The 21,698-nt window shown below is 33.5% G+C and carries 12 protein-coding genes, 1 tRNA gene, 1 pseudogene and 1 CRISPR repeat array; of the genes and pseudogenes, 6 read left to right on the top strand and 8 right to left on the bottom strand.

The genetic code is table 11. The annotated features are described in order from the left end of the window. The first annotated feature begins 132 nt into the window (after positions 1-132). Both LEP1GSC059_RS12240 and LEP1GSC059_RS12235 read left to right on the top strand, forming a co-directional pair. Positions 133-990, top strand: coding sequence for a hypothetical protein (locus LEP1GSC059_RS12240; RefSeq protein ID WP_002179013.1), 858 nt, complete (start codon positions 133-135; stop codon positions 988-990). After that, positions 990-1,721 carry a hypothetical protein gene (locus LEP1GSC059_RS12235; protein ID WP_017215884.1) on the top strand — a complete coding sequence of 244 codons (732 nt, stop codon included), beginning with the start codon at positions 990-992 and terminating at the stop codon, positions 1,719-1,721. Before LEP1GSC059_RS12240 ends, LEP1GSC059_RS12235 begins: the two co-directional genes overlap by 1 nt. 398 nt (positions 1,722-2,119) lie before the next feature. Here LEP1GSC059_RS12235 and LEP1GSC059_RS12230 read toward each other — a convergent pair whose 3' ends face one another. The 4 genes from LEP1GSC059_RS12230 to LEP1GSC059_RS12215 all read right to left on the bottom strand — a co-directional run bounded on the left by LEP1GSC059_RS12230 (position 2,120) and on the right by LEP1GSC059_RS12215 (position 6,836). Continuing rightward, a complete protein-coding gene (locus tag LEP1GSC059_RS12230) occupies positions 2,120-3,025 on the bottom strand; it encodes an alpha/beta fold hydrolase (RefSeq protein ID WP_017215883.1) in 906 nt (301 codons plus the stop codon). 65 nt (positions 3,026-3,090) lie between these two features. Further along, positions 3,091-4,389 (bottom strand): adenylate/guanylate cyclase domain-containing protein, encoded by a 1,299-nt coding sequence (locus tag LEP1GSC059_RS12225; protein ID WP_020980741.1) that lies wholly within the window; start codon positions 4,387-4,389, stop codon positions 3,091-3,093. 717 nt (positions 4,390-5,106) lie between these two features. Continuing rightward, entirely contained in the window at positions 5,107-6,192 is a 1,086-nt protein-coding gene (locus tag LEP1GSC059_RS12220; protein WP_002178427.1) for a hypothetical protein, read from the bottom strand. 116 nt (positions 6,193-6,308) lie between these two features. Next, on the bottom strand, positions 6,309-6,836 hold the full coding sequence (locus LEP1GSC059_RS12215) for a hypothetical protein (RefSeq protein WP_017215881.1): 528 nt from the start codon (positions 6,834-6,836) through the stop codon (positions 6,309-6,311). 1,566 nt (positions 6,837-8,402) lie between these two features. Here LEP1GSC059_RS12215 and LEP1GSC059_RS12210 point away from each other — a divergent pair. The 3 genes from LEP1GSC059_RS12210 (at position 8,403) to LEP1GSC059_RS12200 (ending at position 13,211) form a co-directional block, all read left to right on the top strand. Continuing rightward, the gene (locus tag LEP1GSC059_RS12210; RefSeq protein ID WP_017215880.1) at positions 8,403-10,337 is read left to right on the top strand and encodes a DUF1561 domain-containing protein; all 1,935 of its coding nucleotides are present in this window, start codon (positions 8,403-8,405) and stop codon (positions 10,335-10,337) included. Between the two features lie 496 nt (positions 10,338-10,833). Then, positions 10,834-11,031 (top strand): DUF1563 domain-containing protein, encoded by a 198-nt coding sequence (locus LEP1GSC059_RS24690; RefSeq protein ID WP_155243439.1) that lies wholly within the window; start codon positions 10,834-10,836, stop codon positions 11,029-11,031. 287 nt (positions 11,032-11,318) lie between these two features. Beyond that, on the top strand, positions 11,319-13,211 hold the full coding sequence (locus LEP1GSC059_RS12200; protein ID WP_017215878.1) for a DUF1561 domain-containing protein: 1,893 nt from the start codon (positions 11,319-11,321) through the stop codon (positions 13,209-13,211). Positions 13,212-13,316: 105 nt separating this feature from the next. Here LEP1GSC059_RS12200 and LEP1GSC059_RS24240 read toward each other — a convergent pair. Next, positions 13,317-13,493: pseudogene (locus tag LEP1GSC059_RS24240) on the bottom strand (IS256 family transposase); the annotation flags it as partial. 420 nt (positions 13,494-13,913) lie between these two features. Then, complete coding sequence (locus tag LEP1GSC059_RS12195; protein ID WP_020980820.1) at positions 13,914-14,870, bottom strand: fumarylacetoacetate hydrolase family protein; 957 nt, start codon at positions 14,868-14,870, stop codon at positions 13,914-13,916. Positions 14,871-15,260: 390 nt separating this feature from the next. Continuing rightward, a CRISPR array of direct repeats spans positions 15,261-15,583; the repeat unit is 37 nt; unit sequence ATTTCTTTCTCTTATTAAAGAGGAAGCGGATTGAAAC. Between the two features lie 1,078 nt (positions 15,584-16,661). Between LEP1GSC059_RS12195 and LEP1GSC059_RS12190 the strand changes: the two genes are divergently transcribed. Beyond that, a tRNA-Leu gene (locus LEP1GSC059_RS12190) sits at positions 16,662-16,743 on the top strand. Positions 16,744-17,679: 936 nt separating this feature from the next. Here the strand turns inward: LEP1GSC059_RS12190 and LEP1GSC059_RS12185 are convergent. Together LEP1GSC059_RS12185 and LEP1GSC059_RS12180 are read right to left on the bottom strand one after the other, a co-directional pair. Then, a complete protein-coding gene (locus tag LEP1GSC059_RS12185; protein WP_017215874.1) occupies positions 17,680-20,310 on the bottom strand; it encodes a M1 family aminopeptidase in 2,631 nt (876 codons plus the stop codon). 130 nt (positions 20,311-20,440) lie between these two features. Continuing rightward, positions 20,441-21,697 (bottom strand): MFS transporter, encoded by a 1,257-nt coding sequence (locus tag LEP1GSC059_RS12180; protein WP_020980747.1) that lies wholly within the window; start codon positions 21,695-21,697, stop codon positions 20,441-20,443. Between the last annotated feature and the right edge of the window lies 1 nt (position 21,698).

The following is a 21,698-nucleotide window of genomic DNA, read 5'->3' as shown; positions in this document are numbered from 1 at the left end:
TAAATTATAATTTTAAAATATTATTATTTAGTCTAATAAAAGCCGAAAGTAATTCTCTAAGCTATTTTAGAAATTTTGGATTTCTGTATTGGAAAATCCGAGTTTTGTTAGTGTTCTGTTTGGGAGTTTTGTATGGCCTCATTTAATCCAGCAAAAACTAGAATCTGGAGTAAGAGCACTCCTGCGGATGGAGATCTAATCGATGAAGAAGTGGATCGGCAATACGAAAACGATCAGTATTTAAAAGATCGTATTGATCTGGCAGAGAATAATTTTCTGGCGACTCAAATCCCTTTGGGTGGAATTATCGAAGATAATCTGAACATAACTTCTACCTCTAATTTTAAAGACGCAAACGGACAATCTATTTCTAGAACCAGCTTTTTGGCTCTTTGGAATTTAGTCAAAAGATCTGTTACCGGAATTGTTTCCGCGACGGATCGTATCGGTTGTACAAGTCATGGATGTGTTGAGGGTCAATTGGTAAAATTTTCTTTTACAGGGGGAGGAGTTACAGCATTAGTAAATTATTATGTACGTAATCCAACTGTAAATGACTTTCAGATTTCTTTGACATCAACTGGTTCGATCGTAGACCTTACGTCTTCTCAAACCGGGGAAATGATTACAAATATTGAATATGGATTTGGGGACGGATCGACTACGTATAACGTTCCGGATCGAAGAGGGATTTTTGCAAGAGGTGCAGGAGTGCATGGAACAAGAGCGAAAGCGGCAGGTGGGAATTATGATGGTGGTGCGGTTGGATATGCAGGACAAGATCAGATGCAAGGACACTTTCATGATTATACGGGATATCCTGGGTATGCTGGTGGATCTGGATATATCTCCGGAACTGGTAACAATTCTTGGAATGTTTCAAATATGGTTATAACAGCCAGGACGGACGGTAGCAACGGAAACCCTCGCCTTAGCAATGAAACAAACCCGGCATACGTAGCGGTAAAATACAAAGTGAGGGTAGCATAATGAATTATATATTAGAAAAATCGAATCAGAAAGTAATTTGGATCAACACGGATCCAAATCGACTGATTGGAGAAAAGGCTTGGAGAAATTTTAAAGCTAATCTACACGAGATTGTATACTCTCTCCATTATAATCCAGAAATCGGAGAAACGTTTCTTGCAGAAATTAAAGAAGGAGTAGCACAAGATTTTGTTCTCAAAAAAGTTTATAACAAAATTACCGGAGAGGAAAGAGTTCTACAGAGTTGGGAAGATAAGATAGATTTAGAGACAGAAACGGAGATAGAACCGTTAAAAGACTTTGCCGGAAACTTGGAGGAGTATCAAAAATATACGGATTCCGGTTGGATAGTAAACCAAGATCGCAAAAAAGAATTCTTGTTGGAGAAAAATAGTCAAACTTTTTATTCCAAACTTGGCTCTTATCGAAGCACGGTTATTTATTGTAATGTGCCTTGGGATTCTGGTAAAATCTATTTAGAGAATATTCAAAAAACATTAACTATTTATAACAAACAAAAAATTAATTCTATTCCGGAATGGAGAGATACAAATAACCAATTTCATTCTTTAAACGTAGAAGAACTATCTGAATTATCGGATCTAATCGAATTGGATCTTTTTAATGCAGGCAAATTGTTATACTCTAAAAAATGGGAAATGGAAGAAAAGATTCAAAATTTAAAACCCGAAGAGTTTTTAGATTTGTCTCTAGCATGGTCCTTAAGTTAAGGATCTATAGAAACCTATATTTGTTATGAACGACAAATATAGGTTTTCGAATGAAACGATTTTTTTCGATTCACATTCTTGGGTTTGATGGGTTTAGATCGTTTCAGTAATTAACGCTCTCTCGAACTAAATATAATTTTTATATAAAGTTTCCTGCATGCAATTTATTGATCAGAGCTGAGAGTCGGTCCGAAGCCGCCCTAATTTCCTTACATAGAATTCACGTTAAAAAAATATTTTTTTGTATTTGGCTGCGATCAAAAAAAGTATTGATACTGTTTGGAGCCGCTTTAGGTTAGAATATTATTTAATTTTGATGTTTAAAAAAAATGGAATCTAAAAACAATTTCCTGATTTTACTCTCTCCTTAGGCTGGACTCACGTTAATTATACAAAATTTACTCAATTGATTTTAAAAAGATCTTTTCTAAAAGAATTTTTTGAGTCCAAGGAATAAAATGATCTTCTTTCTCCAATTCTATAGTGGTAAGTATAGAAGGAGAAAATATAGATTTAAAGAATTCTAAATTATGAAAAGGAACTAGAGAATCTTCTTTTCCATGAATTAATATGATTTTACAGGGAATTAATTTCCAAAATTTTTCTAAAAATTCTAATTGGGATTTAAGAGGAAACATTTCGTCATTACTATTTTTGAAGCTTATCGGTAAAAGATTTTTAACCCAAACCCAATCAGCGATTTTATTATACCAACGAATTTCTTCTTCTTTGGAACTTAGAGGTGCGGCGAGTAAAACGAGAGTATCAATCTTGTAAGAAAAAATTATAGAGATCCTTGCAGCGATTGGGCCCCCGTAAGAATGTCCTACGAGAACGATTCTAATATTTTTATCTAATGGAATTTGATCTAAAAAATTTTGAATTGTTTTTCCTAGGATAAAAGCTTGTTTTTCCACATCCGGAATCGCTTCGTTCGGGTTTGAATTTCCGAAACCGGGTCTGTCCATGGCAAAAATACAAAATTTTTTGTTTAAGGTTTTATTTTCCAAATACCAAGAATAATTTTGCCAACCTCCGGGGGAGCCGTGTATAAATATTAAAATATTCTGATTTTTTAAATTACACCCTGATGCAACTCCGTAGATTTGTTTTCCTTCTACATTAAAATTAAATTCTTTGAAATTGATTCCAGATTTTTTGAGAAGAATTAAACTCTCTTTCGGCTTTTTTTTCAGATCTTCTGGAATACTACAAAAACACCCTAGAAAAGAAATAAGAAAAAGAATTTGGAATACATAGTGGGAATCTCTATAAGATCTAAAGACAAAATTAAATTTTTGCATTGAATTGAAGTTTGGCGATGATCGTTCCATAAAAAATATATATCATAAATTCTTAAAGTATTTCTTTAAAATGGAAGTTCTCCATTTTGAATTTGAGAATAAAATCTAAGAAAAGTTTGATTTGGTTTTAATTCGTCTTCAGGATCATGTAGATCTTCTCGAATTTTTTTTACTAGATACATATCGATCTCTCCTTTGTTTTTCGCTTTAATTTTACCTCTGTGCTCGCAGATAAAAAAATCTTTAATTTTTTCAAAAGTTTCGTGGGATATATTTACTTCTCCTGGGATTCCTGAACTTTCCATTCGACTGGCCGTGTTTACAGAGTCTCCCCAAATATCGTATGCGAATTTTTTGGTTCCAACCACACCGGCAACTACGGAGCCGGTATGAATTCCAAGTCTAAGTTCCCAAAACGGAAGATGATCATTTTCTCTTTCTTTTTTTTTGAGAGTCATAAATTTTTGAAATTCGAGACCGCATAACACTGCGTCGATGGGATGTGTATTGTTTGTAATAGGAAGTCCACCCGCGGCCATGTACGAATCTCCTATAGTTTTGATTTTTTCCATGCCATGTTTTTTGGTTATGAGATCGAATTCTCTGAAAAAAAGATCGAGTTCGCTTAATAAAATTTCTGGAGACATAGATTCCGCAATCTTTGTAAAACCAGCCATATCCGTAAAAAGAACCGTGACACTTTCGTAACGGATCGGAACTACAAAATCATTTCTTTTTAGTTCCTCTGCGACCGATTCGGGAAGAATATTCAATAAAAGAGAATCTGATTTTTTTCTTTCTATATTCAAATTTCTAGTAAGAATAAAAATCAAAAGCCCTGTTAAGATTTGAACAAATAAATAATTACCACCCGCATCCAAATAACGTTCCGTATCATTGGAATATGATTTAACTAATTCTCTATGAAAAAATTCGATACCATATAAAAGTGCGGTTGAGGCGGCATAAATCAAATAAACAAGCAAAACGTTATGCTTTCTAAGTAGTATGGTTGCAATTACAAGAGCGGGAATAAAGTAGTAATGATTACCACCTATCGAACCCCCGTTAAAAAACCACATCCAAGAAAGATAAATCAGGATGATAAGATTAAATGGCCAAAACAGAGAATGATAGATACTTTTTATTCTGGAAATAAAATACATACTTATCAGTAAAATTCCAGAAATAAAGTTAAGAAAAAAAATCGCTAAAAAGTTTTCTAGATAAAAAGAAGAAAACGCACCAAAAATGTTCAAAATTCCGTTCACAAATGAGACCGTGTTGAATAGTCTGTGTTCGAGCGAATTTTTTTTAGGATCGCCAAACAAAAAATAGATGATTTTTAGTGCTGTATCGGTCACGTTTTTACCTCTTTTCTATTTATAAGTAATTTAGAATATTTTAATTTTATGTTATTTAAATTTTTTTTACTATGCTCAAGCTGATTCTAGAATGATCTAATATCGGTTTTTAATGCCTGAATAGGAATCGTTTGTTTAAAAATATTTCCATTTTATAGGAGTTCCCATAAATTATGTCCTATTACGTAATATATTGACTTTTTAGATATTTTACTGGTGTTAGAAATTGTAATAGTTCCCACATTTTTCAGTAAAACTTTAATCTTACATACAGTAAAAAACATAGTAAATCTCCAAAAATTTTGTTTCTATAACTAATTGTATCAAAAAATGTATAACGCTCTATTTTATACTGCAGTAATGTCAGCCAATCTTTTAAAATTATTAGATTTGTTGAAAAATTCCATAGTTCAGATCCATAAAGCTGCTTCAATTAAACGTTTCCATAAAATGAAAACCGATGGAGGATTAATTTTCAACAACTCTATTCTGAATTTAAATAGGTGTCTAATTTTTTTGCACTGAAATAAAAAATTTACAATTCTAAACATATTAATAATTATTAACATTATAATTTAAATTATAAAGATGTATTCATTTTATTAAAAAATAACATTATGATATTTTAAAATTATATAATAAAAAAGTAAAAATAGATTTAGAAATAATTTAGAACAATTTAAAAAAAATATCTAAATATAAAAATTTTTTAGAAGATTAATCTGATCGGACATTTACTTTACGATTCCCTCCGTAGAAATAAAAAATAGCCTTAAAAATTTCAGCCAAACTCGTTTTCGGAATCCCAAGATTGTTATTTTCAGAACCGATTTGAAAAAGTAAATTCCATTGATTAAAAAGAATTTTGTACATTTTCCAGATAGAAAAATCCGGATCGTAAAGATTTGTAGATTCAGAAGTGATTCCGTTTAGTTCTACGATTGAAAAATCTTTTCCGCATTTTAATTTTTCATCGGACTTGTAACGAACGTCGTATCTACCGAAAAAAAATCCGGAAAAAGTTTTTGATATTTTGTCTATTTTTTTAGAAAGTTCCTTGGTGATTAAGTAGCTACCATCAGTAAAAAGAGTTCCTTGGCAATGATTTCCAGCCTCGGCCAATCTTTTTATTTCACCTTTGGAAAGGATCGTATCCCATTCTTTAAAAAACCTTTCTTGAAAAATTTTCCATTGGAATTGAAATCTAGGATGACGTATAATCAAATTTTCTAAAGTGTCGATCCCGTTTCCCTCTAAGATGGGAAATGTTTTTTTAGTGATCGATAAAATTTTACCATGGGTTTCGTAAGGAAAACGGTAGTAGAATATACCTGCTTCTTTAGGACCGGGATGATATTCTTGAACGATCAAATCTACATTGGTATTATTCCAATATTCAAAAACTTCGTTTTTATTTTTTACTAACTTAATTCCAGAACCTCTTTGGCCGGCGTCTGGTTTTAATATATAAGGAAATTTGAATTTGTTCTTTAAGATAGTCTTATAAATTAAATCGAATCTGTTTTCTGCTCTGGGGACTTTCAAAAATTTTAAACTATGTTTAGAATTTAAATTATTAAATATCTGTTCTTTTGACTCTCCTACTAAACCTCCTAAAGGAATTCCAGGATTGGCGGCGCAGATCGTCCCTAATCCTTTGTAACGAATTGTTAAAAAAAATATATAAGGAACAAGAGGAGAATAAAAAATCCATGAGGGCCAAAATTCAGGTCGAATTAATTTTTTAAATTTAATTTTCCATAGTATTATCTTGTGGTATATAGAATGATAGAAACGTTTCATAAAAGAATTGGAATTTGCAGATTTTATTTAGATTTGAGTATTGAAAATTTTTAATATATATGCCAAAAAGAACTTATCATAAAAAATTAAACGCCTTATTTTTTGAAAACAAACTTTTATGAATTCGAATTTTGATCGTAGACACTTCTTTGAGACCGAAATTGAATAGTTGATAACGCCATACCAAATTCCTCTGAAAAAGAAACGTTGTGTAAAAAACATTCTGCATAAAGTTTAATGATCGCCATATGATGAATCGTATGATCTTGGACATATAAAAATTCTCGTTTAATATTGGTTATAGTTTTTTCTTCGAGACCTTTGTGGGGATCGACTAAATATGTAAGTTCTATTTCTTCGTTTTTGGTGATAGATTCTAATTTACCTAGTAGTTCGAAAATTTTATCTCTAGCGGCGAGAGGAGAGTTTTCATAAAGAGGATTTCGTTTTCTTTGATCGTAAGATATATTTAAAGTTTCTATACCTAAGATTAAATTTTCTAAAATTTCAATACAGTGTCGAATGTGTTTACCCACACTCAATCCCGAAATGTTTTTAGAATATTCCTTTTCTTCAATAGAAGAAAGAAGATCGGTCAGTTGATGGAAAGTATATTGAATATTTTTGAATTGAACGGATAACATCAAGTAGATCTTCGAAAAGTAAAGATTGAAGTTACAGAATATCTAAGAATTTTAAAAATTAAAACGGGTGTTTACTACTCGGACACATAAATAGAATACTTGGGTTAATTGTTTCAAAAATTTGAATGTTTTTGGTCTTGCTCTAAAATGCCGTAAATCGCGAATTTGCAGCATTTTTTAAGTACTGCTATTTTTTTGCAAATTCGGTCGTTAATAACTTGGTACTATCTTCATACTTCCGAGTAGTAAACCGGAAAAAACGACCTGAAATGTGAAGTTGATTTAAGATCAAAAAAATAAAATGGGTTTTTTAAACTTATTTCAAAGGTATTTACTACTCGAATGTATAAAAATAATACTAAGAATTTGTTTCTAAAAAAATTAGAATGTGGGTTTTCCTTCAAGAATCTATGAATTCCAATTAGGCGTAATTTTTAAGAATCCGCAAAATCGCAGTTAATTTTGGGTATCATTTTTTATACGTCTGAACAGTAACTTAAGTGTTATGGCGTTACTTTCGATTGCTGAGTCGGGAATCTTTTTAGAGACGAAAATCTTTTGTAAAAATATTATAACTTGAATTTTTCAAATCGAATCAATGCGTTATGCGAACAACTTTGTTGCTACGAAAACACATAAAAAATGCTAACGAAAATGAGAGACAGATTTTTGCAAAATGTAAATTTTTTTACTTAAGTATCTACATCAGTCATTATATTTTTAATTTATAAAATTTTAATATATTTTACTGATCTCTATAAAATTGATTACCGTTAAATTTATCACAAAACACTGATTTCATGCAGAATATTAGGTACTTTATTATATAGTTATGAGTAACGAAAATTATATAGAAAAATTATTCATCAGAATCGAAATATAATTCATATATAGTCTTAAAATAAATTCATTATCATTCACCTTTAGTAAAATACTTTAATTAAAATTTTTTCTACAAGTCACAAAAGCTGACTTTTTTAGACAACAGGAGTAGATGTTGATTTAAAAAGTTAGAATGTAGGCCCGATCTGTAAGCTTGTAAGGAAAACAATTTATATTAGATTTTCTAGGTATATTCTTTTTATAGAATATTGTTAGAATTGTGTGTTTCTGAAATCTGTATAATGAGGTACTTTTGATTTGTGAAAGGTTGTCTCTTTTCCGAAATCTGGTTGTGCAGCTCTACTCAGAATTATATGACCGGTACCAAAATTATGCTTCAAAACTGAGATTGGACTCAAAATGAATGGTACCCTATTCTGTAGAGATGAGTAGTAAATTAGGAAATTCTATATAATATAACGTGAGTTCGGCATAACAAATGCGAAAGCGATTGTAGCGGAAATTCCGAAGGAATTGGAGCGAAAAGCGCGGTCGCGAGCCATTTTAACTATGAAATTTGCGAGCGATTCGCCCCAATTTTCTTACATCGAACTCACGTTAATATAGATTCTTGATATTGATGATAACTGTAAGGCGGTGATTTTACGCAAGGATTCTAAGATCGTTAGATTTGAATTGTATAAGAAGTCGCTTTATTGAATTGAAAATAGAGAAGGTTAAAAGATGTGTAATTGGAAGAAAGCGTTACTAGTAGTTTTATTAGTCTCGATTGGAGTTGGCTTCGAGTATAGTATAAATCCTACACCTGTCCATGCTTCGTCAAAGGCTAATAATTCAATCGTTCAAAAACCTACCGATCCACCAAAAGATAAACCGATCAAGATCGTTGTAAGTAATAAGGGAAAGTATTGTTATTCTCCTGTTTTTACTAAAGGTGAAGGTTACGTTTGGATTGACACGTGTACGGATAAGACTGCTAAAGCAAGATACGATGTGTTTCAAAGAATCTCTTATTATATCAATGACACTTGGTTGTGTATTACTGCTCCATGGAAAGTCATACATGGGGAAGAACCCTGGGACTATGTAAATCTCAGACCTTGTACGATCAATGATCCTCAGCAAAGATGGATCGTAAAAGAGAATTCTTTTTGGACTGCAGATGGATTTTATCGTTTAAAAGATACAAATTGGTATGGTTATATCTCTAGAAACTCTGGAGATAAATATAATCATACATTAGATTCTTCTATGGATGATTGGGTTAAAACAGTAGCCACTCCTGGAAACATCAGCATTCAAACTTCCATTGCTTGGGATTTGAAAACTTCTGATGGAAATGAACGTTACTTTGTTCGTTGGGGAGGTTCGGATAAAAACACTACACCTCTTTACTACAATCCTGAAAGTGGGCATATTGCTCAGTATTATCCTTCAAGTGGTTCACTCTATTGTATGTATTCTCAGGTGGATGATAATCAATGGAATTGGGTCAAGTGGGCATTGTGTAGTGACGCAGCAATCAGTAAAGATAATCCAGCTTTTTGGAATGTATTTTTTGAAACTGATGAAGGAGGAATGATCACAGACTATAAAGGTAATATACTCAGAGTTACCAGATACGGATTCAATAAGGGTGTTGCTTATGCTGCCAAACCTTCTTATTTAGAAAAGGATACTACCCATAGTCCCACTTCTTTGTTTGTTGTTGATAAAAGTTTGTTGGATTGGACACGTTATACGGCTTCTAATCTTGGAAAAACAGATCGGTATTGTCCAGCTGGTAATCAAGAAAGTCTTATACATAAAAGAATCAAAAGGACTTTACCTTCTGACTTTCAGTTAAGCGAGGATTGGATTCAAAGACTTTATGAAATAACGAGATCAACTGCAGAACCCGGAACAATACTTGGGATATGCGGTACTTGTTTACTTCAAAGTTTTCAAATGTTAGCTGAACTGCAAGAGTATCATTCTCAAGGACCTCTTCAGAGTGGAGGTTACTTTTTTGATACAGCTCCTGATACGGATCCTTTTGATTCGTTTAGACAACGTTATCCACTGTTTTACACATTGTTGAGAGATGTACCTACTGTGTATGGTTCCGCTGATGACTCAAGCAGGATGCTGACATACATATCTGCTAGAACTATTTTACCCCAATACAGATGGATACTTTCTAGTGAATTTGGTACTCAGTCTGAAATACGGTCCCATGTAAGATCACTTATCAATTCTTCACCTGGAAGTGTTTGGTTAGCGGTAATGATACAGATGCGTCCAGATAGAACTCCGGCAGGACACGCAGTTCCAATTCTTAGGACTTCACAGGGTTTAGTAGTAATTCCAACGAGATGGCCTTCCACACCTTTTGATGTCTATAGACAAGTTTTAACACCCACCACCGACATATCCCAAGTAGTTCGCAATCTCTTGTCAAGACCAGATAGAACTTTAGAAAGACTTACGACGATACAGTTAGGAGAGTACCATCACAATATTTTTGATTTCGTAATCTCTAACAGGAATTGCACTGGAGAAGGAGAGGACAGAAGGGGCACGGGACAATTCCCGACCAGTGTTTCTGTAAATCAATGTTCGAGAGGAGATGGCAGGTGTGCGCTGCAGCAGAGAGATGTATTAAAAAACTCTTATTGATGCTTAACTAAAACTGAATAAGTTTTCAGAATTTGAAAAAATTATACAGATCACAATTAAAAAACAATTCATATATAGGTTCAAAATAAGCAGAATATAATCTATTTTTATAAGAATAGAATTGTTGAAAAATTTCATAATGGGGATTAACAAAACTACTTCAAGCGATCGTTAACATAATACAAAAACAGATGGATAATTCATTTTTCAACAATTCTAATATTTACAATAAATAGTGAAAAGTTTTGTTTTAATTGAGAAGCAAAAAGAATGATAGAAGGTGAAAATGATGAATACAATTTTAAGAGGATTGCTTTTACAGAGTGTTTCAAAATTTGTCGAGAGATTTATAAAGAGCGAGATACTTGGGTTTCTTTTTACTTTATCAAAAAGATTAAACAGAATAATTCAATGTATCGTCTTTATTGGCACTCGACTGATTTTGGCGCTGCTGTCTAAACACAGACCTTGTTTGTTAAGTTTAGAGAACAGTGCCATTGAATTTTTTAAGACTAGGTTTTTATTAATAACATTAAAAAATCAATATTCAAGTTATATAAAACATACGTTTTTAGATAGTATACAGAAAATTTCCAACACGTATCGAAATCAAAGTATTCCTATTTTTCAATTTGTATTTAGTCAGGTTTTTACTAAGAATTATAGAATCAATCACCTAATATTTGGGACTTAAACAGTGTTCTGATAAAAATAATGGTACTTAGTTTTACAGAGATCAGTAATAACTTTATCTGATTATAATATTACTCAGAGATATGGGTTATAAAGATTTATATTAACTAAAGATATGGATAAAAATCAAACAGGCGATGTAAATAATGTCGTATGTCTTCCATTCAATTGGATACACTGATTTGTCAACAAACCGATTCAAACAAGATTTGCGAAGACTACTGTATTTATCTCATATTCATTTCTATAGACCACATTTTTTAATTTTCAAAAAATAGGAGGATAAGAATGGGTCGTTGTATCGTTTTGATAGTAGTTTTATTAGTCTCGATTGGAGTTAGTTATTCTTATGGTGGGAACTCTATTTCTTCGAATGGAATTCCTGGTTCGATCGTTCAAAAACCTACCGATCCACCAAAAGATAAGCCGATCCAAGTAGTTGTACATGACGGAGGAAAGTTTTGTTACGGTCCCACTTTTAGCGGAGGTGAAAGTTACATTCAGATTGAACAGTGTTGGCAAATGCACGTTAAGAATGCGAGATACGACGTGTTTCAAAGAATTTCTTATTATATTGAAAACACTTGGTTGTGTATTACTGCACCAGAAGGAGTGATTAAAGGAGCAACAAACTGGGACTATGTTCATCTCAGACCTTGTACGATCAACGATCCTCTACAAAGATGGATCGTAAAAGAGAATTCCTTTTGGACTGCAGATGGACGTTATCGATTGAAGGATACGAATTGGTATGCCTATATTACAAAAAACTCTAGAGATAGATATAACCATACCTTAGATCCTTCGATGGATGATTGGATTAAGACGGTGGCCACTCCAGGAAATATTAGCATTTTGACTTCCATCGCTTGGGATTTGCAGACTACTTATGGAAATGAACGTTACTTTATTCGTTGGGGAGGTTCGGATAAAAACACTACACCTATCTACTATAATCCTGAAAGTGGACATCTGGCACAGTATGATCCAATAAGTGGTTCACTCTATTGTATGTATTCTCAGGTAGGTAGTTCGGATTGGAATTGGGTAAAGTGGGCGTTGTGTAGTGATGCACCTATCAGTAAGTATAATCCTGCTTATTGGAATGTCTATCTTGGAACAGAAGAAGGAGGGATGATCACAGATTATCAGGGTAATGCACTTAGGGTTACTAGGTATGGATCCAATTGGGGAGTTGCTTATGCCGCCAAACTTTCTTATTTAGAAAAGGATACTAGCAATAGTCCCACTTCTCTGTTTGTAGTTGATAAAGATTTACTAGATTGGACACGTTATACGGCTTCTAATCTTGGAAAAACAGATCAGTATTGTCCGGCTGGTAATAAAGAAAGCCTTAAACATAAAAGAATCAAAAGAACCTTACCTTCTGATTTTCAATTAACTGAGGCTTGGATTCGAAGACTTTACGACATTGCAACTTCAACTATACCTGATGCTCAAAGTAGTGGAATATGTGGTGTTTGTTTACTTCAAAGTTTTCAGATGTTAGCAGAGCTTCAAGAGTATCATTCTAGAGGCCCCCTGCAAAGTGGAGGTTACTTCTTTAATACAGCTCCTAATACGGATCCTTTTATCTCGTTTAGACAACGTTATCCGGAATTGGATAGCTCGTTGGCAAATGTACCTAGGATGTACGGACCAAACTCTAGTACGATTAGACTATTGGCATTCGTATCCGCTATGACTGTGATGCCTTTGTACGATTGGACTCTTTCCCGTGAGTTTACCGTTAGATCTGAGATGTTATCTCACATTAGATCACTTATAGATTCTCCTTCTGGAAGCACTTGGTTAGTGGCAATGAGACGACGGCGTCCAGATGGAACGTTCAGTGGACATAGTGTTCCAATTCTTAGGACTCCTCAAGGATTAGTTGTGATTCAAACGAGAGTGTCCTCGGTATCGCTTGACGTCTATAGCCAATATTTAACACCTACTACGGATCCGGCTCAGGTAATTAGTAATCTGGAAGGAACAGATAGGACTTTGACAAATCTTGTAACTATACAGTTAGGGGAGTATTACCACAATCTTTTTGATTTTGTAATCTCTAACAGAAATTGTACAGGAGAAGGGGAAGATAGAAGAGGTACAGGAGAATATCCAATCAGCGCGTCGGTAAATCAATGCCCCAGTGTAGACGGTAGGTGTGCACTTTGATCTAAAGCCGTTGACATAGATCTGAATTTTACAAAAAAATCTGTGTCAATGGTACAAAGAAAAATTCGGTAGTATCAGCCATTCTGTGCAAATAAAGTTTTTGTTAAAAAAATATAGTTTCAATCGATCTCTGAAAAGAATTGAAAGTTGATTCATTAGTTTTCTTTTAATCTTGAATTGGCATGGTCCATTTTTTGGGCATATTATTCAGCGCTAAATAAAGAAGTTTGATTGTGGCCTCATCAATAAAAAGAGATTCCGATTTTTGAGTTTACTCCTTAATTTACAAGTCAGTAACACAAATAAGCCGACACACTCGAATGATTCATAAAATCGTAATTTGTGGTAGTTCCAGCATTTTAGGAATTGATCTGCAAGATTCGGACCTCAACTCTTTTTAGGAAAGAATTATGGCCGAACTCACATTAAAACCGTAAATTTTTATTATAAGTTTTGTTAAAATAAAAATATGAATACTTTATTATATATTTATGAATAGTATATTAGATTTTTAATATAGGCTCATTTTCAGAATTTAAATTTTCCAAAAAAACTTCTAAAGATATGAACAATCATCCTTTAGAAATTTATAATTGAAATGCCGGGCCTCTAAAATTGCATTACGTTCGGGAATTTACAAATTTTACAGAATCAAATTTTTAGACAAATTCAAAATATTTTTTCACCTTATTAGAAGAATGATTATTTGTAATCTGCTTCAACTACATTTAGAATTTGTTCTCCCAGATCGATTTTACGATCCGCACTACGAATTGTGGAGCGGATCACGTCTCCAGGACGTAAGTATTGAATTCTTTTTTCTTGTCCTTTGATAAAAAGATTCCATTTCACCTTTTCAGGTAAAATACTTGCAATTTTTTGAATCAGTTTTCCAGGTGCTCTTAGTGCACATCCAGAAGGAGTTCCGGTTAGTAATACGTCTCCCGGAGATATATTACAAAATTGTGATAATTCTAAAATACTTTCTGAAGGTTTAAAAACTAAATTGGAAACGGAATCTTTTTGTCTAATCTGGCCGTTTACAAGAAGGGTCAATTCCAAAGAATCTAAAAGATCAAAATCTTCCGGATCTAAAACCGAAAGATAAGGACCTGTCGGGCAAAAGGTCCGATACGATTTACCTTTGTACCATTGCATTTGTGTTAGTTGAACGTCTCTAGCGGAAACATCGTTTGCCATAAAAAAAGCTGCTACGTATTCTCTAATATCTTTAGAATTTAGTTTTAAAGTGGAATCAAAAGATTTTCCGAAAACAAAACCGAGTTCAATTTCATAATCCAGAAGTTTGACGTGAGTAGGGCGAATGATTTCCCCGATTGGAGGAGAAAGTGATGCGTCTGATTTTGTGAAAAATAAATTATAAGTTTTATCTTCCGGATCAAGACCGGATTCGATCTGATGTTGTCTGTAGTTGGCGCCTTGGCAAATAATTTGGCAGGGGGAGGTAATCGGAGATAGGACGGAAACTTCTCGAGTCGAAATCGATTTTTGTTTTAGACCTTTTTTCTTTTTCTTTAGGAACTCTAAAAAATCTTTCGTAGAAAGATTACCACATTCCAAAGATAGAATTTTATCTTCTTCGATTTTTCCCCATTGAATTGAGTCCTTTTTTTTAAATCGTATATAGTTAGTTGCCATACAAAATACCTAAACGTATAATAAGAGTTTTATAAAAATGCCATATTTGTGATCAATATAATTTTAAAATAAAACAATCGGTAAAGAACATATTTAGTTGAACAACATTTTTTGTTTATTTTTATAGAAAACCCTCCCCATTGCAAAAATGAAGCGTTCAATATTCTTGACTTTTAAGAGGCGATCATTTTATGTTATAACACTTTTTGCGAACCTGTTTTTCCCGATTGATTGCCGTCGGTTCGCGTTCAAAGGATTTATCTCTGTTTGTCAATTTGGAGGTTTTGCTTAGCATTTATATAGTATGTCACGTTTAGGTTCGCAATTATTATGTCTATAAAAGCTAATAAAGCTTTTTCTAATGCATAAATTAGTATCTTTGTGGCCGCTATTTCTTTCTCTTATTAAAGAGGAAGCGGATTGAAACATTTCGTCTGGACCTGCTTTTGTTAACAAGCTCATTTCTTTCTCTTATTAAAGAGGAAGCGGATTGAAACAGATTTCGACAAATTCTACAGGCGGGGTTATTAATCATTTCTTTCTCTTATTAAAGAGGAAGCGGATTGAAACATACAAAACCTCGTCCGACGGAAGAATCGACGAAAATTTCTTTCTCTTATTAAAGAGGAAGCGGATTGAAACTTGAAAGAGTATTTTGGTTTTCCGTTCTCATCTTATTTCTTTCTCTTATTAAAGAGGAAGCGGATTGAAACAATTGTAATGCTAATCGCATCAGCTCTGCTTTTGATTTCTTTCTCTTATCAAAGAGCGGGTTGAAACGTCAAAAAAACGATTTATTAGAAAGAACTTTATTTTAGATTTTATAAATGCTTTCACTAAAAGTAGGATTTTAGGTAGTATATTATAAAATATAATTATATAACGTAAGTTAGACGCCGATTATTTTTTTGTAAAAAAGTGTGCAAATTGCTATAAACGATTTGAGTTCAAGTTAAAAAATGTAGAAATTAATACATTCTATAAATTGAATATATAAATCTATTGTTAAACTTTACAGTAAAATACAATTATGAGGCGCAGCTTGTGGGAACTTTATGTAAATTTTAATTTACTGTAAAGTTTTCAAAAATGTAGATTTGTTCTAAATCAAGTAAGTTGTGTTTTATCATATTTCCTGAATTGGAGATAACGTATTTTTGTAAATATAACGACAAACCTTGAATGATTCGATAAAATAGAAATCGCTTAGAAACGATAACTCACGTAACGTACCATTGAAAAAATATCGATCTTTTCAAAGCTTCTCGATTTGAAGTTTTACGAAAGATAAATATATAGGATTGATAAAGTCTTAAAGATCTAATTTCTAGATCGGGTTTGTGAGATTTTAAAAACTTTGTCTTGGATGGAACCTTGTAATTCATTTATTTTTTGAATTAGATTTGACTCTTCTTAATCGCATTCTTGTAAATTAATCATATAAATTTTAGATAGATTGCTAATTACTTTTAAGCGAATCTTAATCTTTACAATTTATTTTGGATAATTAGAAAAATCTTATAAAGAAAAATACATGTCTTTTAAAAAACGATTCAAAAAATTTTTATTTTTGATCTTTTTAAAAATAAACTTTGGAACAAATCAACAAGACAGGTGATTTTATAGAGTTATAGTAGTTCGTTTTACATTTTTAGTTTTATCATTTCTTTGAAATCTAAGTTTGTAGAGCTTTGTATTTTTAAGTGAAATATCTTTTAGAAATTGGAATTGAATAAATTAGGGGAAAGCGCTTGACTCCAAAGAGGACTCACAGACATTGGAAGGACCGTCGCGAGTATGGTGAAATTGGTAGACACGCCAGATTTAGGTTCTGGTGCAGAAATGTGTGGGGGTTCGAGTCCCTCTACTCGCAAATTCATTTTTCTTACTACTGCATTTCTACAACGATTCAATTATTCTTCATGTTTTCTTCTTGGAAAAAAATTATTTCCAAGGTGACTTTTAAATTTAGAAATAAACTTATTTTTTCTGTATAAAGGAGTCCGTTTTTTCGGGAGGAATACAGTCTATCTTTTGATATTTTCTTCAAAAACATGAGTTCGGTATTAAAATTCTATTTATAATGGTGAATTGTTTTTGTAAAAAAAATTAGATGTGGAACTACTGCAAAATTGAGATTTTACAGTTTAACTTCGAAAATGTGGGAACTACTGCAAAATTGAAATTTCACAGTTAAACTCTGAAAATGTGGGAACTCTCACAAAATTAAGATTTTACAGTTTAACTCTGAAAATGTGGGAACTACTGCAAAATTGAAATTTCACAGTTAAACTTTGAAAATGTGGGAACTCTCACAAAATTAAGATTTTACAGTTAAACTCTGAAAATGTGGGAACTGCCGCAAAATTAAGATTTTACAGTTAAACTCCGAAATTGTGGGAACTCTCACAAAATTAAGATTTACGGTTCAATTCTGAAATTTGTGGGAACTACTGCAAAATTGAGATTTTACAGTTTAACTTCGAAAATGTGGGAACTCTCACAAAATTAAGATTTACGGTTCAATTCTGAAATTGTGGGAACTACTGCAAAATTAGTTCAGCAAAATGAAAAGATCTACTTTTATTTTTCCGACACCAATCCAAAATTCTAGAGAAACCTAAAACTATGTAAATTCGATATAACGCGAAAGGGATCGATGCGAGGTTAATAAATTGAAACTTAAGGTGAAATATTGTATTATGTTTTTTGTATGCAATTTATTAACCAGAGCGAAGAGCCCGGTCCGGCTGTCTGTGGCAAGCCGGATTCGCCCTGATTTTCTTACGGCCTACTCAAGTTAAAACTATCACTGTTTGGAAAGAATTTTTATAGTCCTTACTAAATCGTCACGGTGTTGTTTTAAATCTTTTTTAAGTAACGCCGGGATTTCTTTTTGCTCCTTTAAAAACTGATTGGTTTTATCAACAAGAGATTGGTTGGGTTCTAATCCTGGAAATAAAATATTTCCAAATGCAGATGAAAAATGAGAATCTCTGTCCTTGTAAATTCCAATCACGGACTGGAAATAAAGATCTTCGTAAATTTTTAGGATTTCTTCCTGGTGATCCCAATAAAATCCTCTCATACCGTAACGAAGCATATCCGTAGAATGTTTTGTATTTGGGTCTGTAAAATCTTTCCAGGCAGCGGCTTTGGATTTTGGATCTGGGAATGCAACTTTAGCAGTATATGCTTTTTTAGCTCCTAAATCGGACGTGTCTAATTTTTCTTCGTTGGTAATGAGAGCTAACGCGTCTTTTTCACCAAACGCAGAAAGTCGAATTAATATGTTCCATCTTCTTTCTTGATCTATTTTAATTCCTGGGATTGTAACTTTTCCATCCAAAAGATTTCTTAAATAAGAAAGTTGATCGGCGGTTCTAGACGTTCCTTCCAACATTCGATACCACACGATTTTTTCCTCTTCCTGTATAGAAGGATCGGAAAGAAATTTTTTAGAAAGATCATTCAGTTTTTTAGACCATTCTTCTCTATTTTCTTTTTTAAGATAACTGGTGACGATAGAAGAAGCTTTTGTAAGAATGTGGCTGTTTCGAACAGAAAGGTCTACTTCATAAATTCCTTGAAGAAAAACTAATTCTAAAAAATCTTTTGGCAAAATTTCAGCATCACGCGTCATCTGCCACAGAGAACCCCAGAGGATTCTTCTTGCAAAACGATCCTTAAGTTTATTTAAAGACGTTTTGAGTAATCCGATTCCGTCTTTTGGGAGATATGTTTTCGCATAAGCGTAGTCATTTGTATTCAAAACCAAGAGTTCGGATTCGACGGATTTTTTTGGATCTGAAGTAGGCGAATTTTTAGTCTTTGCATTTTTGGGAATGGAAGAATCTGTTTTTACAATTGGATTGTAGGGAAGTATGCTTTCTTCTCCTTGAACGACTACCTTATCCTTCCATACTGTTTTAAAGGAACTAAGAGCGGATCCGTCGTGTTTTTTTTCGATCTCATCTTCTTTCAGAGCAAAAACCGTAATTTCCAATGCGTGTGTTCTATAAAGACCGTTTGTTTCGGAAGGAAGTTGCAGAATCCATAAACCATCTTCTTTCCGTTCTGGAAGAAGTGTGTTTACTCCGGTTTTATCCAGCCATTCTTTACTCCAATTTCTAATATCGATTCCGGAACTTTCCGACATGGTGTCTAAAAAATCATTTTGAACCGTATTAGAATTTGCGAATTTTTTAAAGTACTTTCGCATCGCATTTCTAAACGAGTCCTTTCCAATGTAATACATTAACTGCCTGAGTACCGAAGCTCCTTTAGAATACGAAATTCCATCGAAGTTACTAATTGCGTCTAACGTGTTTTCTGCGCTTCCCGCTATCGGATGAGTTGTGGAAAGTTGATCTTCCCTGTAGGCCCATTCTTTCCGAACGTAAAAATGTTCCAGAGCGTCAGGAAATAATTTTCCTTGAGACATCGCGTAGTAGGAAAGATAATCCGCAAAACTCTCGTTTAACCAAAGATCGTTCCACCATTTCATTGTGACTAGGTTGCCGAACCACATATGGACCATCTCGTGATAGATCGTATTTGCCCTTCCTAAATATTCGGAATAGATTCTAGGACTTCTAAAAATATAATGTTCCGAAAAAGTAACTGCTCCTACGTTTTCCATTGCTCCCATGTTGAATTCTGGAACAAAAATTTGATCGTATTTTCCGTAAGGATAAGGAAAGTCAAAATAGGATTCTAAAAATTCAAAAGATTCTTTTGTGATCGCAAAAATGTTTTCCGCGTCCATATATTTAGAAAGAGATTTTCTACATAGTATTCTGAGAGGAATATTTTTATAACGATCTTCCCAGACTTCATAAGGACCAGCGATCAAAGCAAACAAATACGTAGAAAACAAAGCCGTTTTTTGAAAACGAATCTCGATCTTTTCTTTTTGAAAATTTTCTTTGGTTGGAAGAGTGTTGTGAACGTATTTCCATTCTTTAGGACCTGTCAAAGAAAGTTCATACGTTGCTTTTAAATCGGGCTGATCAAAACAAGGAAACATTCTATGGGCTTCAAACGGTTCAAAGTCTGTATGTAGATATTCGGAACCGTCAGAAGGATCTTGGAATTGATGGAACCCAGAACCGCTATGATTGTAATCGTTTATATAAAGAATTTTAATTTCATTCTTTCCTACGTTTAAAGAATTTACTGGCAGATCCAAGGAAGAATCTGTTTTTGTATAATCGGAGAAATCTTTTCCGTTTAACAAAAACACTTCGATTTTCTTTGTAACAAAGTCTATTTTAAGTTTTCCTTTTCCCTTTCCGGTATAAAAGAACGAAATTTTAGTTTCTCCCTGATACGTAGAAGAACCTGCTTTGAGATCTAAATGGATTTCGTAACTGACTTGTTTGACCTGTTCAGCCCTTTCTATGGCTTCCGTTTGTGTAAGTATGTTGGGTGCGTCCATTGTTCCTTCTTTTATATTCGAAAATAAAAATATTCAAATTATTTTAAATACTATAACTTAATGCATAAATTTGACTTTTAGAAGTTCTATTTTAGGTTTTATAGAAGTCTTCTGCGGTAAAAATAATTCCTCAAAGAATATCCTTTAGCTGCATCTTTCTAAGACGCGGAGCAATTGCTCCTACAAGTCCTACAGTTAAAAGTGTTAAAGCTCCTCCCACTACGATGGAGCGCCTGATTCCGAGCCACTCTGCGGTAACTCCGGATTCAAATTCTCCGATTTCGTTTGAGGAACCGATAAAAATATGGTTCACCGCGGAGACTCTACCTCTCATATGATCCGGAGTATACATTTGAACGATAGTATGACGAATGACTACGCTGACCATATCAAAGGCGCCCGCAGCGGCAAGACATAGAAATGAAATTCTATAATCTTCGGAAAATCCGAAAAGAATGATACAGATTCCAAAACCAAATACACAAGAAAGAAGAATCCAACCGGAATGTTTTTTAGGAGGTTTGGCCGCAATAAAGAAAGCACATAAAACCGCTCCGACTCCTTGAGCAGAACGAAGAATACCAAAAATCTCAGGACTCTGCCCTAAAATTTTTTCGGTAAAAGAAGGAAGTAGTGCCACCGCACCTCCAAAAAGCACCGCAAATAAATCCAAAGAAATTGCACCCAATATGATCTGATGAGTGGAAACAAATTTCCAACCGCCGCTTAGACTTTCCCAAATAGATTCACTCGATTCTGGTTTGGGTGGAACCGGTCTTCCTTTTACAAATAACATCATGATCAGACCAAAACTCATCAGAATCAAATCCACAGAATAAGCAAAGTAAAGACCCATTACGATCAATATACCTCCCATAAGAGGACCAAGAACCAAAGAAGTCTGCCAAGCAATTCCGCTCCAAGTGGCCGCGTTGGGAAAGGTTTCTTTATCTACTAACTGGGTTTGAAACGCGGCGGTAGCCGGATTTAAAAAACCTCTTGCAATTCCGGAAAGAAAAATTACGCCATAAATCGGATAAACTCCAAAGTCTTTCAAAATCCAAACTATATTAGGAATTACTAATGTAAGTAATAATAGGGAGCAGATCGACAAAAGGCAAAGCGCCGAAGAGACTATTTTTTTTCTAGGAAAAGAATCGATTATAAGACCCGAAAACAATGCCATAGAGATGGAGGGAATCGCCTCTGCTAGACCGATAAAACCTACGTGAAGATTACTTCCAGTTAGATGATACATCTGCCAACCGACTACGGTGGTTTGTATACTGATAGAAAGGGTCACCATAAACTTACCGAAAAGAAAAGAGCGAAAATCGGAGATTCTCAACGCTTGGAATGGGTCGTGTTTGATTTGAGTTTGAGTCATA

The organism is Leptospira noguchii serovar Panama str. CZ214 (assembly GCF_000306255.2).
Classification (GTDB): domain Bacteria; phylum Spirochaetota; class Leptospiria; order Leptospirales; family Leptospiraceae; genus Leptospira; species Leptospira noguchii.
The sequence above is the reverse complement of the archived record's forward strand: the minus strand, read 5'-3'. Positions and strand labels throughout refer to the sequence as shown.